Consider the following 15,171-nt stretch of genomic DNA (forward strand, 5'->3'; position numbering starts at 1 on the left):
GCTTGGCGGCACGCTGGCGGCCGGCCGGATCGCCAGCCTCGCCGCGATGCTCGCGGTGCGGGCCGGCATCGGCTTCGACGACGCGCGCGCCATGCTGACCGATCCGGCGCGCTTCACCGTGCTGCTCCGCGCCTGCGCGATCGAGCACGACCTCGCCGCCGCGATGATCCTCGCGCTGGCCCTCGCGCTCGATCGCGGCTTCGGTGTCGATCCGGGCGAGGTCGCCGCGATGCTGGTCGACGGCTATGCGGCGCTCCCCGTCGAGGCGGCGCGCGCCGATGTCCGCCGCGCGCGGCTCGAGCCCCGCTACCGCGATGCGCTCGCGGCGCTGGCCGGCCGCGCGTGCTGAGCCCCGAAGACAGCCCCGTCCACGGTCGCATCGACCGAGCAGGCCGGCTCGTCTCGGCGGATCCGGCGCTCGCCGATCTGCATCTGCGGGCAGGCGGCGCTACCGGCGGTCCGCTCGCGGTGCCGCAGCTGGCAGCGCTCGCAAGGCTGGCGCGGCGGCTCGCCATCCCGGTCTCGCGTGCGCTGACCGCCGCCGACGGCGAGGAAGATCTCGATCTGTGGGTGCGCGCGCGACCCGATGACGACGGTGTCGCGCTCGCGATCGTCGGCTGGAAGCACCGCCCCGCCGCGCCCCCGATCCCGGCACCGCGCCCGCTGCGCGACTATGACTTCATCCGGGCCGAGGCCGACTGGACCTGGGCGGCCGACGCGACGCTGCGGCTGGTCGCGCTGTCGGGCGAGGGTGTCGCCGCGCTCGCCGCCGACGGAGTCGAGCCCGCGCTCGGCGAGGCACTGACTCGGATCTTCGCGCTCGACGACGGCGAGGAGGGCGGTCCGCCATTGCTCGACGCCTTCGCGCGGCACGAGATGTTCGACGACCAGATCGTCACGCGTCGCGGCAGCGATCGCCGCTTCCGGCTGGCGGGCGTGCCGCTGCTCGATCCGGTCGGCCGCATGACGGGCTTTCGCGGCGGCGGCTTCGCGCTCGATCTCGCGGCACCGCCGCTCGTCGTCGCGAATGAGCCCGACGACGGCGCCAAGGCCGCCTTCGCGCGCCGCCTCGATACCGCGCTGCGCACACCGCTCCACCGCATCGTCGCGACAGCGGAGCAGATCCGCGAACAGGATGTCGGGCCGGTGCGCAGCGACTATGACGCCTATGCAGGCGATATCGCCAATGCCGGGCGGCATCTGCTTGGGTTGATCGACGATCTTGTCGATCTCGAGGCGGTCGAGCGCGACGATCTTGTCGTCGAGGCCGAGCCGCTCGACCTCGCCGACATCGCGCGGCGCGCCGCCGGCCTGCTCTCGGTCCGCGCCGACGACAAGGACATGCGCATCGAACAGCCCGATCTTGCCGAGACGCTGCCGGCGAGCGGCGACTTCAAGCGCGTCCTGCAGGTGCTGGTCAATCTGATCGGCAATGCGGTGCGCTACGGGCCCGCGGGGTCGACCGTGCGCGTCTCGGTCGAGCGGCGTGGCGACCGGGCGGTGGCGGTGGTCGCGGACCAGGGCCGCGGCGTCGCGCCGGCAGATGCGGAGCGGGTGTTCGACAAGTTCGAGCGGCTGGGCGCGCGCGAGCCGGGGACCGGGCTTGGCCTCTATATCTCGCGGCGGCTGGCGCGCGCGATGCACGGCGACATCGTCATCGAGAGCGTTGCTGGCGAAGGCGCCCGCTTCGTCTTCACGCTGCCAGCGGGCTGAAATCGGATCTCCCTCTCCCGCAAAGCGGGAGAGGGGATTTCAGCAGTCGCTCAGCGCTTCGTCGCCTCGACATAGTCGCGCTGCACCGGGCCGGTGTAGAGCTGGCGCGGGCGACCGATCTTCTGCGCCGGATCGGTGATCATCTCGTTCCACTGCGCGACCCAGCCGACGGTGCGGGCGAGCGCGAACAGCACGGTGAACATCGTCGTCGGGAAACCGATCGCCGAGAGCACCACGCCCGAATAGAAGTCGACGTTCGGGAACAGCTTCTTGTCGATGAAATACTGATCCTTGAGCGCGATCTGCTCGAGCTCGCGGGCGACGTCGAACACCGGATCGGTGACGCCGAGATGATCGAGCAGCTCGTTCGCCGTCTTCTGCATCGCGGTCGCGCGCGGATCGTAATTCTTGTAGACGCGGTGGCCGAAGCCCATCAGCCGGAACGGATCGTCCTTGTTCTTCGCGCGCGCGATGAACTCGGGGATGCGGTCGGGAGTGCCGATCTCACGCAGCATGTTGAGCGCCGCCTCGTTCGCGCCGCCGTGCGCCGGACCCCACAGGCAGGCGATGCCGGCGGCCATGCAGGCGAAGGGATTGGCGCCCGACGAACCGGCGAGCCGGACGGTCGAGGTCGAGGCATTCTGCTCGTGATCGGCGTGGAGGATGAAGATCTTGTCGAGCGCGGCCTCGATCAGCGGATCGACATGATATTCCTCAGCCGGGACCGAATAGGTCATCTTGAGGAAATTGCCGGTGTAGCTCAGCGTGTTGTCGGGATAGACGAAGGGCTGGCCGAGCGAATATTTATACGCCATCGCGGCCAGCGTCGGCATCTTGGCGATCAGCCGGTGCGAGGCGATCTCGCGCTGCTTGGGATCGGTGATGTCGGTCGAATCGTGATAGAAGGCCGAGAGCGCGCCGACGACGCCGCACATGATCGCCATCGGATGCGCGTCGCGGCGGAAGCCGCGGAAGAATTGCGCGAGCTGCTCGTGCACCATCGTATGGCGCGTGATCGTGCCCTTGAAGGTCGAGAGCTCGTCCGCCGACGGCAGCTCGCCGTTGAGCAGCAGATAGGCAACCTCCATGAAGCTCGACTGGTCGGCGAGCTGGTCGATCGGATAGCCGCGGTGGAGCAGGATGCCTGCATCGCCGTCGATATAGGTGAGGCCCGACTGGCAGCTCGCGGTCGAGGTGAAGCCCGGGTCGTAGGTGAACGCATCGGTGTCCGCATAGAGTTTGCGGATGTCGATCACGTCCGGCCCGACCGTGCCCGACATGAGCTTATAGTCGAAGCTCTTGTCGCCGAGCGCAAGCGTGGCGGTGCCGTCAGCCATTCCTTCGTCCTCCATTCGGGGCGCCTGGCAGAGCCCGAGGACCGGGCCGCACGGCGCCTGAGATCAGTTCACAAGATCAGTTCGCCACCACGGCCTGATCGGCGAGACGCGCGAGGCTCTCGTCCCGACCCAACAGCAGCAGCACGTCGAAGATGCCCGGCGAGGTGGTCCGCCCGGTGAGCGCCGCCCTCAGCGGCTGCGCCACCTTGCCGAGCCCGACGCCGGCCGTCTCGGCCACGCCGCGCACCGCTGCGTCGAGCGCTTCGCTGGTCCATTCGACGGACGCGAGCGCCGTTGCCGCAGCGGCAAGCAGGACCGCGCCATCGCCCGTCAGAAGGGCGGCTGCGCGATCGTCGACATCTAGGGGGCGACTGCGAAAAAGGAAAGTCGCGCCCTCGGCCAAATCGAGCAAATCCTTGGCCCGTGGTTTCAAAACGGGCATGCTGCGTTGCAAAAGATCAATGTCTTCCGCTGTCAGGTCATGCCCTATCTTGGCCGCGGTGAACGGCGCGACCAGCCTGGTCAGGCGCGCGTCGTCGGCTTCACGAATATAATGGCCGTTGATATTTTCGAGCTTCTTCTGATCGGTGCGCGCGGGCGAGCGGCCGATCCCGGCGAGATCGAAGATCTCGATCGCGCGATCCCGGCCGATCATTTCCTCGTCGCCATGCCCCCAGCCGAGCCGGAGCAGATAGTTGGACAACGCCTCGGGCAGGATGCCCATCTCGTCGCGATAGGCCTCGACGCCGAGCGCGCCGTGGCGCTTGGAGAGCTTGGCGCCGTCGGGCCCGTGGATCAGCGGGATGTGCGCGTAGATCGGCACCGGCCATGCCATCGCGCGGACGATACCGAGCTGGCGGAAGGCGTTGTTGAGATGATCGTCGCCACGGATGACGTGGGTGACGCCCATGTCGTGATCGTCGACCACCACCGCGAGCATATAGGTCGGGGTGCCGTCCGAGCGGAGCAGCACCATGTCGTCGAGTTCGGCGTTGCGGACGGTGACGGCACCCTGGACGAGGTCGTGGATCGTCGTCTCGCCTTCGGTCTCGGCCTTGAGCCGGATCACGAACGGCGCGCCGTCGGGCGCCTCCTTGGGATCGCGATTCCGCCAGCGGCCGTCATAGCGCATCGGCAGTTTTTGGGCGCGCTGCTCGGCGCGCATTGCCTCGAGCTCCTCGGCGGTGGCGAAGCATTTATAGGCATGGCCCTGCTCGAGCAGCTGGAAGGCGACCTCCGCGTGGCGGCTGGCGCGCGCGAACTGATAGACCTCGTCGCCGTCCCAATCGAGGCCGAGCCAGGTCATCCCATCGAGAATCGCCTCAATCGCGGGCTGGGTCGAGCGCGCGCGATCGGTATCCTCGATGCGCAGGAGGAAGGTGCCACCGGTGTGGCGCGCGAACAGCCAATTGAACAGCGCGGTGCGTGCGCCGCCGATGTGGAGATAGCCGGTGGGCGAGGGGGCGAAGCGTGTCACGACGGGCGCGGCGGTGCCGGTCGCGGATGAGGTCGCAATGTCGTCGGTGCTTGCGCCCACGCGCGGTATCTCCATGATTGCCCAATGGGGGACGTCGCGCGGGGCCCTAGCATAGCGTTTGGTGGGCGACAAACCGGCCGGGACGAGGCCGGTCCGGCCGCCCGCCGCCGGCTGTCCGCGCGACTCGAGGACTGGCTCGAGGCCGAGCGCGGGCAATTGCCCTTGTGGCTGCCGGTCGGGCTGGTGACCGGGGTCGGCGCGTGGTTCTGGCTGCCCTCGCCGACGGCGTGGTGCGGCTTCCTCTCGGCGATGGCGGCGGTGGCGTTGCTCGGGCTCGCCTTCGGTCGCGGCGGACGCACCGGGCGGGCGGCGGCGCTGTTCGCCCTTGCCTGTCTGCTTGGCTGTTCGCTGATCTGGGTGCGCGCCGAACGGGCGGGGGGCACGACGCTTGTCCGGCCGCGGGTGGCGCGCTTCGCCGCGACGATCGTGCGCGTCGAGCCGCTGCCTGCACGCGACGCCACCCGCTTGCTGCTCCGCCCCGCCGGGACGGCGCGGCTTCCCGCGCTGGTGCGCCTCACCGTGCCGCAGGAGGATGTCCCGGCCGGACTGATGCCCGGCGCGATCATCGTGCTGCGGGCGCGTCTGGTGCCGCCGCCCGCCGCGGCGGTGCCGGGCGCCTATGACTATTCCGCGGTGGCCTGGTTCCAGGGCATCGGCGCAACCGGTCGCGCGCTCGACCCGGTCCGGGTCGCGGTGCCGGCTGCGCGCGGCGGGCCGTCGGTCTGGCTCGCCGACGCGCGGATCACGCTGACTCGGCATATCCTGGCTGAACTGCCCGGCGGCGGGGGCGGGGTCGCGGCCGCGCTGGTCACCGGCGACATGGGCGCGGTGACGGTCGACGACAACGACGCGTTTCGCCGCTCGGGCCTCGCGCATCTGCTGTCGGTGAGCGGCCTGCACCTCACCGCCGCGGTGGGCGCGACGATGTTCGTCGCACTGCGGCTGCTGGCGTTGTGGCCGTGGCTGGCGCTGCGCGCCCCGCTGCTGCTGATCGCGGCCGGGATCGGGGCATTGTGCGGCATCGCCTATACGCTGCTGACCGGCGCCGAGGTGCCGACGGTGCGCTCGCTGATCGCCGCGCTGGTCGTGCTCGCGGGGATCGCGCTCGGCCGCGAGGCGATGACGCTGCGGCTGGTCGCGGCGGGTGCCACGATCTGCGTGCTGGGGTGGCCCGACTCGGTCGCCGGCCCGAGTTTCCAGCTGAGTTTCGCCGCGATCCTGTCGATCGTCGCGTTCCACGAACTGCCCTGGACACGGCGCGCGTTCGAGCAGCGCGACGAGGGGCGGCGGCGCAAGCTGGGGCGCGAACTCGCCTCGTTGCTGCTGACCGGGCTGGTCGTCGAGGCCGCGCTGGCACCGATCGCAATCTTTCACTTCCATCGCGCCGGGCTCTACGGGGCGGCCGCCAACATCGTCGCGATCCCGCTCACGACCTTCGTGATCATGCCCGCCGAGGCGCTCGCGCTCCTCGCCGACATATTGGGCCTCGGCGCGCCCTTCTGGTGGGTCACGGCGCGCGCGATCGCGCTGCTGCTGTGGATCGCGCACACGACCGGCGCGCTGCCCGGCGCGGTGACCTTCGTGCCGACGATGTCGCGCGCCGCCTTCGCCGCGATCATGGCGGGCGCGCTGTGGCTGGCGCTGTGGCGCACGCGCGTCCGGCTGGTCGGGACGGCCGGGGTTGCCGTCGGGATCGTCCTGACGCTGGCCACGCATCCTGCCGACCTGTTCGTCACCGGCGACGGTCGCCATCTGGCGGTGCGCGGCGCGGATGGGGAGGTCGCGCTGCTGCGCGAGCGGACCGGCGACTATATGCGCTCGACGCTGGCCGAACTTTCGGGCCACGATGCGGACGGTACGATCGTGCTCGACGAGCTGCCCGACACGCTGTGCGGCCCCGATACCTGTGCCGCGACGTTGGTCTGCGGTCGTCGCGCATGGCATCTGCTCGCGACGCGCAGTCCCTATCCGGTCGACCGGCCGGCCATGGCGCAGGCCTGCGCGGCCGCGGACATCGTGGTGAGCGATCGTCGCCTGCCCGACTGGTGCCGACCGCGCTGGCTCAAGGCGGATCGGACGTTGCTGGCCGATACCGGGGGACTCGCAATCCGGCTGGGGGCCGAGCCTGCGGTGATCACGGTGCGAGAGATGCAGGCGGGGCATCCTTGGGCGCCGGTGCCGCTGACTTTGGCCGGGCGCAAGACATCGGACAGGGGCTTCGATACGCGGTGAGCGCGGTCTGCTGGCACGATGATCTTGCAACCGACGGCGGCGCGCCGGTCCCATCGATGCGGTGTCGCCCTCGCGCGATGCGATGGCCCGCGCCGCCGGAAATTCCCGTCATTTTCGCGAAGGTAGGCATCCATTGACGCAGCACCCGACGGTCAGCGCCACGTCTATGGATCGCGGATCAAGTCCGGGATGGCGAAGAAGTACATGATGGTTTCTCACCGACGTCACACCAACTGCACCGAAGCGCATTGGCGTGGCGCAACCGGTCCGCCCGACCGATCCGCCTCAATAGCGCCGCAACAGCCCTGCCAACTTGCCCTGCACCTGCACCTGGCCCGACTGGTAGCGTTGCGGCGAATAGGCGTGATTGGCGGGGTCGAGCCGGATCATCTGCCCTTCGCGGCGGAAATATTTGAGCGTCGCCTCGGCCTCGTCGATCAGCGCCACGACGATCTCGCCGTCGCGCGCGGTCTCGGACCTGCGGATCAGTGCATAGTCGCCGTCGAGGATGCCCGCCTCGATCATCGAATCGCCCGACACCTCCAGTGCATAATGCTCGCCCGGCCCGAGCAGCGCGGCGGGAACGGCGAGGCTCGACTGCCCCTCCATCGCCTCGATCGGCATGCCGGCGGCGATCCGGCCGTGTAGCGGCAGCTCGATCACGCTGTCGTTGGCGGCCATAGGAATCTCGATCCGCGGCGGCAGCGTGACGGACGCCGCCGATGGCTTGAGCGGGATGACGCGCTCGGGCATCCGCACCACTTCGAGCGCGCGCGCGCGGTTGGGCAGGCGACGGATGAAGTTGCGCTCCTCGAGCGCGCGGATCAGCCGGTGGACGCCCGACTTCGACTTGAGATCGAGCGCGTCCTTCATCTCCTCGAACGAGGGGGACACCCCCGTCTCCTCGAGCCTGTCGTGGATATAGCAGAGCAGTTCATGTTGCTTGCGCGTCAGCATCGCCGGTCCTTCCGAAGAACGGATGGCGAACGTGTAGGAAACCTGGAGGAACGTGTCAACGCTCTTTGCGCATCCCGATCAGTCCAGAGTAAGCAATTCCGCCGAGTCGCCGGCAGCGGCGGCGGGCGCGTGCGGAGGACGGACGATCAGCCCGTCGGCGCTCGCGAGCGCGACCAGTGCGGCCGAATCCTGCCCGTCGGGAGCGTAGGCGCGGCCGTCCGTGATCCGCGCGCGCAGATAATCCTGGCGGATACCGTTGAGCGGCAACGGGGCGCCGAGCATGACCGTGCGCGTCGCCGGCAGCGGGTCCGCGGCGCCGCCCAGCCTGGCGATCAGCGGCAGCAGGAACAGGCAGGCGGTGACATAGCTCGACACCGGATTGCCCGGCAGCCCGAGCACGATCGCGTCGCCCAGCCGGCCCGCAAGCAGCGGCTTGCCCGGCCGCATCGCAACGCGCCAGAAATCGAGCGTGGCGCCGGCCTTGTCGAGCGCGGGACGAACGAGGTCATGGTCGCCGACCGAGACCCCGCCGGTGGTGACGATGACGTCCGCGGTTTCTGCAGCTTGCCGGAATGCGTCGGCGATGGCGTCGAGATCGTCGCGGACGATGCCATGGTCGAAGACGGTCGCCGGACGCCCGGCGAGCAGCGCGGCGAGCATCGCCGCGTTGGAGGCGGGCAGTCGCGAGCCCGGCGTCGGCGCGCCCAGCGGAACGAGTTCGTCGCCCGTGGAGATCAGCGCGATGCGCGGTCGGGCGCGGACCGGGATCGTACCATGGCCGCCGATTCCCGCGAGCGCGACATGCCGCGCGCTGATCCGCTGGCCGGCTGCGACGAGAGGCGCACCGATCGCGAAATCGGTCGCGCGCGGACGGACGTTGCCGCCAGCCCTGAGCGGGCCCTCGCCGGTCATCGTCAGCCGGACGCCATCGCGCGCCGCCTCTTCCTGGATCAGCACGCTGTCCGCGCCGGCGGGGACGGGGGCGCCGGTGAAGATGCGCGCCGCCTCATAGGGGGCGAGCGGCCGGTCGAGTCCGCCGCCGGCGGCGCTTTCGCCGACCACGGTCCACGGGCCGGGGCGCTCGGCATAGCGGATCGCATAGCCGTCCATCGCGGAGAGATCGTGCGCGGGCTGGTCGCGGACCGCGACGACCGGTTCCGCGGCCCAGCGCCCGACCGCATCGATCAGCGCGGCCTGCTCGACCGCAAGCGGCGTCCCCAGCGCGAGCAGCCGCGCCTGCGCGTCGGTGACGGGCAGCAGGCTCATGCCGCGCGCTCGTCGGGTGCGTGCCAGTCGCCCGAGCGTCCGCCCGACTTGGCGAGCAGGCGGATCGCGCCGATCACCATGCCGCGATCGACCGCCTTGGCCATGTCGTAGACCGTCAGCAACGCGACCGAGACCGCGGTCATCGCCTCCATCTCGACGCCGGTGCCGTGCGTGGTGCGCACGGTCGCGGTGGCGACGACGCCGTCGTCCTCGACACCGAGATCGAGCGTCACGCCGGAGATCGGCAGCGGGTGGCAGAGCGGGATCAGCTCGGCGGTGCGCTTGGCGGCCATGATCCCCGCGATGCGCGCGACCGCGATGACGTCGCCCTTCTTGGCGGTGCCGTCACGGATCGCGGCGGCGGCCTCGGGCGACATGGCGATACGACCGGTTGCGGTCGCCGCGCGGGCGGTGGCGGGCTTGGCGGAGACGTCGACCATGCGCGCGGCCCCGGTGGCGTCGAGGTGGGTAAGGGCGGGTTTGTCCAAGCGCTTCATCCCCATCCGTTCGACCTGAGCGATGTCGATGGACGTGCTTCGAACGCTCCGTCTCTGCCATGCACTTCGATTGCGCTCAGTGCGAACGGGGTCGGGCAGGAGCTCATTGTCCCGTGAGAAGCAATTGCGTCGCCGCTGCCACATCTGTTTGCCGCATCAGCGTCTCGCCGACGAGGAAGCGGTGGATGCCGGCGGCGGCGAGCCGGTCGAGATCGGCCTTGGTCGAAAGCCCGCTTTCCGCGACGATCATCGTGCCGGCGGGCATGCGCGTGGCCAGCGTCTCGGTCCGCCCGAGATCAACCGAGAAGTCGCGCAGGTCGCGGTTGTTGACGCCGATCAGCCGCGAGTTCAGCCGCAGCGCCCGCTCGAGCTCGGCCTCGTCGTGGACCTCGACCAGCACGTCCATGCCTTGGTCGCTCGCCGCGGCCTCGATCTCGACCATCGCGCCGTCGTCGAGCGCCGCGACGATGATGAGGATCGCATCCGCCCCGATCGCGCGCGCCTCGGCGACCTGCCAGGGATCGACCATGAAATCCTTGCGCAACGCGGGCAGCGTGCAGGCTTCGCGCGCTGCGATCAGGAACGCCTCGTCGCCCTGGAACCAGGGCTTGTCGGTCAGCACCGACAGGCAGGCGGCGCCACCGTCCTGATAGGCGCGGGCGTGCGCGGGCGGATCGAAATCGGCGCGGATCAAGCCTTTCGACGGGCTCGCCTTCTTGATCTCGGCGATCAGCGCGTGGCCGGTCGCAGCCTTGGCGGTCAGGGCGGCGGCAAAGCCCCGCGGCGGCGCCTGCGCGCGGATCGCGGCGTCGAGAGCCGACAGCGGCGCTACGGACTTGCGACGCGCGACCTCTTCGCGGGTGGCGACGAGGATCTTGTCGAGGACGGTGGTCATGATGCGCCGCTCCCCGGCGAACGCTGCGGCCCAGGCCCGGAGCCCGTGACCGACGGACCGCCACGTGCAAGCGTGAGGCCTTGGCCCCGGCTTTCGCCGGGGAACGAAAGAGCTTGGTTCATCAGAACGCGATCCAGCGGTCGAGCAGCAGCTTGGCGCGCCCGTCGTCGATCGCCTCCGCCGCCAGCGTCGCGCCGTCGTCCCAGCCATCGGCCTTGTCGGCGACGATCAGCGCGGCGGCCGCGTTGAGCAGCACCGCATCACGATAGGGACCGCGTTCGCCGTCCAGCAGCCGTGCGAGCGCGGCGGCGTTGAACGCCGCGTCGCCGCCCCGGATCGCGGTCAGCGGGTGAAGCCCGAGACCGATGTCGGCGGGCGAGACCTGCTCCTCGCGATCCCCGCACATGCCGATCCGCACGATGCTGCTGCCGCCTGCGATCGACAGCTCGTCGAGCCCCTCGTCGCCGGCGACCACCATCGCGCTCTGCGTGCCGAGCAGCCGCATCGCCTCGGCGACCGTGCCGATGAAATCGGTGCGCGCGACGCCGACCAATTGCCGCGTCACCCGCGCCGGATTGCACAGCGGACCGACGATGTTGAAGATCGTGCGCCGCCCGATCGCCTTGCGCACCGCGGCGAGCCGCCCGAGCGCGGGATGGTGCGTCTGCGCGAACAGAAAGGCGATGCCGAGCTCGGCGAGCGTCTCCTCCGCGGTCGCGGCGGCACGGTCGAGATTGAGGCCGAGCGCCTCCAGCGTGTCGGCAGCGCCCGCCCTGGACGACGCGGCGCGGTTGCCATGCTTGGCGACGGGGACGCCGGCGGCGGCGACCACGATCGAGACCGCGGTCGAGATGTTGAGGCTGTGCGCGCCGTCGCCGCCGGTGCCGCAGACGTCGATCGCGCCTGCGGGGGCGCGCACCTCGATCATCCGCTCGCGGAGCGCGCGCGCCGCCGCGGCGATCTCGGTCGCGGTTTCCTCGCGCAGCGTCAGCGCGGTGATGAACGCGGCGACGCTGTCGTCGGCGACGCGGCCGTCGAGGATGTCGGCGAACGCGGCCTCGGCGGTCTCGAACTCGAGCGGGGTCGCGGGATCGGGAAGCAAAGCGAGCATGCTCATGCCGCGAGCCGGTCGCGCACGGGCAGCCCCGCGATGCGCAGGAAATTGGCGAGCATGGCATGGCCATGTTCGGTGGCGATGCTCTCGGGATGGAACTGGACGCCGTGGATCGGCAGGCTTTCGTGGCGAAGCCCCATGATCGTGCCGTCCTCGCTGCGCGCGTTGACGAGCAGGCCGGCCGGCAGATCCGCCTCGCGGACGATCAGCGAATGATAGCGCGTTGCGGTGAAGGGCGAGGGCAGGCCCGCGAACAGCCCGGTGCCGTCATGGCTGATCCGGCTGGTCTTGCCGTGCATCAGCGTGTTCGCACGCACGACCGCGCCGCCCATCGCCTGTCCGATCGACTGGTGACCGAGGCACACGCCGAGCAGCGGGCGTTTGGCCGCGATGCAGGCGCTGACCAGATCGAGGCTGACGCCGGCCTCGGTCGGCGTGCAGGGGCCGGGCGAGATCAAAAAGGCCTCGGCGCCGCTGCTCATCGCCTGGCCGACGCCCATCGCATCGTTGCGCACGACCTCGACGGTCGCGCCCAATTCCTGGAGATAATGGACCAGATTCCAGGTGAAGCTGTCGTAATTGTCGATGACGAGGATCATGTCTGCGACTTAGCGCGGCGCGCGCCTAACGCAAGGGATCAGCCCTGGTCCTGGTAAGCCAGCTGCAAGATACCCCAATGCCGCCCGGCGATATGGATCGACGCGATCACCTGCTTGAGTAGCATCACCCCGCCGCCGGCGATCGGGCGACGATAGGCCTTGATCAGGAAAGGCTGCGTCGTCTTGCACTGGACGATCGTCTCGGGGCTGTCGAAAATCTGCTGCTGGCGGCTATATTCCTCGTTCCACGCACGGTCGGCGCGCTCGGGCAGCGAGCGTTCGGGCATCTGCACCGCGGCGAAGGCGTTGCGGTCGGTCACCGACAGGCCGAAGAAGCCGGTCAGCGCGCGCGCCGCCTCCTGGTGGGGACGCGCCGGCGGCACGATGAACGGCACGATCGGATGCTCGAACTTGGCGGGGTAACTGTTCGGGATCGGGCGATAATGTTCCGAGAACACGTCCTCCAGCGCGATCCGCCGCGCGGCGACATCCGCCTCGATCGCGGACGAGATCGCCGCCGCCATCGTGGTCGCAAACTGGATATAGGGCGTGTCGGGGATGTCGACCTCGCTCTCGGCGATATATTGCAGCAACACGTTGGTGTCGTCGCTGACCGCCGCGAGCAGGCGGCTGAGCTGGGTCAGGTCGGTGGCATTGTCCCCCGAGGTCGTGCCGAGCGCGCCCATGCCGAGCCGCACGCCTGAAACCGCGCCGACGATCGAGTCCATCGCGCCCGACACGGCATCGCTGTCGTCGGACAGGCCGGTCATCAATTGGCGCAGTTCCTCGACCATCGTCTCGATCTGACGGGTGCCGCTCTGCGCCGCGCGCGCCTTGTCGACGCCGCTCTCGACGCGGCCAAGCATCGCGCCCGCCTCGCCGGTCAGCGCGCGCACCGAGCGATCGATCTGCTGCGTCGCCGCCGCGGTCTCGAGCGCGAGCTTCTTGACCTCCTGCGCGACCACCGCGAAGCCGCGCCCGGCGTCGCCTGCGCGCGCCGCCTCGATCGTCGCGTTGAGCGCGAGCAGGTTGGTCTGGCCGGTGATCCGGCTGATCGCGTCGGTGACCTGCGCGACGCTGGCGAGCGCCGCGTTGAAGCTGCCGAGCCCGGCATGAATATGGCTGACCTGGTCGATCAGGTCGACGACGTCGGCATTGGCGATCGACAGCCGGCGGGTCGAATGGTCGATCACGTCATGCGCGGCGGAGGCCTTTTCCTTGGCCTTGCGCGCCGTGATCGAGACCGCCTGCTGGTCGCGCTCGAGCCGGTCGGCATCAACTCCGATCTGCTCGACGGTCGCGGCCTGTTCGGTGACGCGCTCGGCGAGCGCGGCGATATTGGCCTGGAGATCGAGCGTACGGATGCCGAGATCGCCCGAGAGCTTAGCAGCCTTGCGGACGGTATTGGCGAGATTCATTCGAGCGGACCCCCGGAGCGAGCCTCGCTTGTGCCTGCTTCTGCCTAAGGGACGGTTAACCTAGCGATCAATCCCGTCGTCGGCTGCCCGCATTTCGGCTTCGCGCGCGGCGGCGAGCAACGCGCCGGCCTTGGCCTCGCACTCGCGCTGCTCGGCGGCGGCATCGCTGTCGGCAACGATCCCGGCGCCGGCCTGGACGTGCATCACGCCGTCCTTGACCACCGCGGTGCGCAGCACGATGCAGCTGTCCATCGATCCATCGGGCGAGAAATAGCCGACGCCGCCGGCATAGGCGCCGCGCATCTCGGGCTCGAGTTGGGCGATGATCTGGCAGGCGCGGACCTTGGGCGCACCCGAGACGGTACCCGCCGGGAAGCCGCCGAGCAGCGCGTCGATCGCGTCCTTGTCAGCGTCGAGCCGGCCGGTGACGTTCGAGACGATGTGCATGACGTGGCTGTAGAGCTCTACCGTATAGCTTTCGGTGACGCGCACGCTGCCGGGCTCGGCGACACGGCCGACGTCGTTGCGGCCGAGATCGAGCAGCATCAGATGCTCGGCGCGCTCCTTGGGATCGGCGAGCAGCTCGTCACGGCGCAGCGCATCCTCGGCGTCGGTCTTGCCGCGGGGGCGGGTGCCGGCGATCGGGCGGATCGTCACCTCGCCGTCGCGGGCGCGGACCAGGATTTCGGGCGAGGAACCGATCAGCGCGAAGCCGGGCAAGTCGAGGAAATAAAGGAAGGGCGAGGGGTTCACCCGCCGGAGCGCGCGGTAGAGATCGAAGGGCGGCAGCGGAAAAGCGCGCGTGAAGCGCTGGGCGAGCACGACCTGGAAGATGTCGCCCGCCGCAATATAGTCCTTCGCCGCGGCGACCATCTCTGCGTAGCGGCCGGGGGAAAGGACGGGCTCGAGCGTGTTCCCCGGCGAAGGCCGGGGTCCAGGCCCCACACCGCCGGCCTGGGCCCCGGCGTCCGCCGGGGAACGCGAGGGCAGCGGTCCCGCCAGCCGGGCCTGCGCCGTCGCGATCCGCTCGACCGCCTGCTCGGCGCTCACGCCGCCGTCGGGCCAAATCGGCGCGACCCAGAAGAGTTCGTCGGTCAGCCGGTCGAACAGCAGGATCAGCGTCGGGCGCACGAACAGCATGTCGGGCAGGTCGAGCGGATTGGGCGCGGGTCGGGGCAGGTCCTCGACCAGCCCGACCGTCTCATAGGCGAAATAGCCGACCAGGCAGGCGAGCGCCTTGGGCAGCCCGGCAGGCACGTCCATCCGGCACCGCGCGACCAGCGCGCGCAGGCTGGTCAGGCTGTCATCGGGGCAGGGGGCGAACGCCTCGCGATCGACCAGCCAGTTGGCGTTGATCGCCGCCTCGCGGCCGTGTGCGCGAAACACCAGGTCGGGGGCGAGGCCGATCATCGAGTGCCGCCCACGCGTCCGGCCGCCCTCGACCGACTCGAGCAAATAGTCGCCGCGACCGGGCTCGATCAGCTTGAGCGCGGCGGAGACTGGCGTCTCGGTGTCGGCGATCTGGCGGCGCCAGACCAGCGCCGGCCGCCCCGCGGCCAGCGCGGCGGCGGCGAGCGCATCGGCGTCCGCGCTCACTGCGCGGCGG

The 15,171-nt window shown here is 70.1% G+C and carries 12 protein-coding genes and 1 pseudogene; 3 read left to right on the plus strand and 10 right to left on the minus strand.

All coding sequences use genetic code 11. The annotated features are described in order from the left end of the window. Positions 1–349, plus strand: a pseudogene (locus Q0326_RS16670) (hypothetical protein); the annotation flags it as partial. Then, positions 343–1,713, plus strand: coding sequence for a HAMP domain-containing sensor histidine kinase (locus Q0326_RS16675; RefSeq protein WP_298692634.1), 1,371 nt, complete (start codon positions 343–345; stop codon positions 1,711–1,713). The pseudogene Q0326_RS16670 and the gene Q0326_RS16675, both read left to right, overlap by 7 nt. A gap of 50 nt (positions 1,714–1,763) precedes the next feature. On the opposite strand, the gene Q0326_RS16680 is transcribed toward Q0326_RS16675, so the two are convergent. Further along, positions 1,764–3,050, minus strand: a complete 1,287-nt coding sequence (locus tag Q0326_RS16680; RefSeq protein WP_298692637.1) for a citrate synthase — start codon at positions 3,048–3,050, stop codon at positions 1,764–1,766. Between the two features lie 76 nt (positions 3,051–3,126). Continuing rightward, complete coding sequence (gene gltX, locus Q0326_RS16685; protein ID WP_298692639.1) at positions 3,127–4,602, minus strand: glutamate--tRNA ligase; 1,476 nt, start codon at positions 4,600–4,602, stop codon at positions 3,127–3,129. Between the two features lie 9 nt (positions 4,603–4,611). On the opposite strand from gltX, the gene Q0326_RS16690 reads away from it, so the two are divergent. Then, positions 4,612–6,819: a ComEC/Rec2 family competence protein gene (locus Q0326_RS16690; protein WP_298692642.1), complete on the plus strand. Its 2,208-nt coding sequence runs from the start codon at positions 4,612–4,614 to the stop codon at positions 6,817–6,819. Between the two features lie 285 nt (positions 6,820–7,104). Here the strand turns inward: Q0326_RS16690 and lexA are convergent, their stop codons facing one another. From lexA to Q0326_RS16730, 8 genes are all read right to left on the minus strand, one after another. Then, on the minus strand, positions 7,105–7,776 hold the full coding sequence (gene lexA / locus Q0326_RS16695) for a transcriptional repressor LexA (protein WP_298692644.1): 672 nt from the start codon (positions 7,774–7,776) through the stop codon (positions 7,105–7,107). Between the two features lie 78 nt (positions 7,777–7,854). Beyond that, entirely contained in the window at positions 7,855–9,042 is a 1,188-nt protein-coding gene (locus tag Q0326_RS16700; protein ID WP_298692646.1) for a molybdopterin molybdotransferase MoeA, read from the minus strand. Next, on the minus strand, positions 9,039–9,530 hold the full coding sequence (moaC, locus tag Q0326_RS16705; RefSeq protein ID WP_298692649.1) for a cyclic pyranopterin monophosphate synthase MoaC: 492 nt from the start codon (positions 9,528–9,530) through the stop codon (positions 9,039–9,041). Before moaC ends, Q0326_RS16700 begins: the two co-directional genes overlap by 4 nt. Positions 9,531–9,642: 112 nt before the next feature. Next, positions 9,643–10,434: an indole-3-glycerol phosphate synthase TrpC gene (trpC, locus tag Q0326_RS16710; protein WP_298692651.1), complete on the minus strand. Its 792-nt coding sequence runs from the start codon at positions 10,432–10,434 to the stop codon at positions 9,643–9,645. A 121-nt stretch (positions 10,435–10,555) separates the two neighbouring features. Beyond that, complete coding sequence (gene trpD, locus Q0326_RS16715; RefSeq protein WP_298692654.1) at positions 10,556–11,551, minus strand: anthranilate phosphoribosyltransferase; 996 nt, start codon at positions 11,549–11,551, stop codon at positions 10,556–10,558. Further along, positions 11,548–12,147 (minus strand): aminodeoxychorismate/anthranilate synthase component II, encoded by a 600-nt coding sequence (locus Q0326_RS16720; protein ID WP_298692655.1) that lies wholly within the window; start codon positions 12,145–12,147, stop codon positions 11,548–11,550. Before Q0326_RS16720 ends, trpD begins: the two co-directional genes overlap by 4 nt. A gap of 38 nt (positions 12,148–12,185) precedes the next feature. After that, positions 12,186–13,565, minus strand: a complete 1,380-nt coding sequence (locus Q0326_RS16725; protein WP_298692658.1) for a methyl-accepting chemotaxis protein — start codon at positions 13,563–13,565, stop codon at positions 12,186–12,188. 60 nt (positions 13,566–13,625) lie between these two features. Beyond that, positions 13,626–15,161 carry a chorismate-binding protein gene (locus Q0326_RS16730; protein WP_298692660.1) on the minus strand — a complete coding sequence of 512 codons (1,536 nt, stop codon included), beginning with the start codon at positions 15,159–15,161 and terminating at the stop codon, positions 13,626–13,628. Positions 15,162–15,171: the final 10 nt, after the last annotated feature.

Source organism: uncultured Sphingomonas sp. (assembly GCF_937859915.1).
In the GTDB taxonomy this organism is placed as follows: domain Bacteria; phylum Pseudomonadota; class Alphaproteobacteria; order Sphingomonadales; family Sphingomonadaceae; genus Solisphingomonas.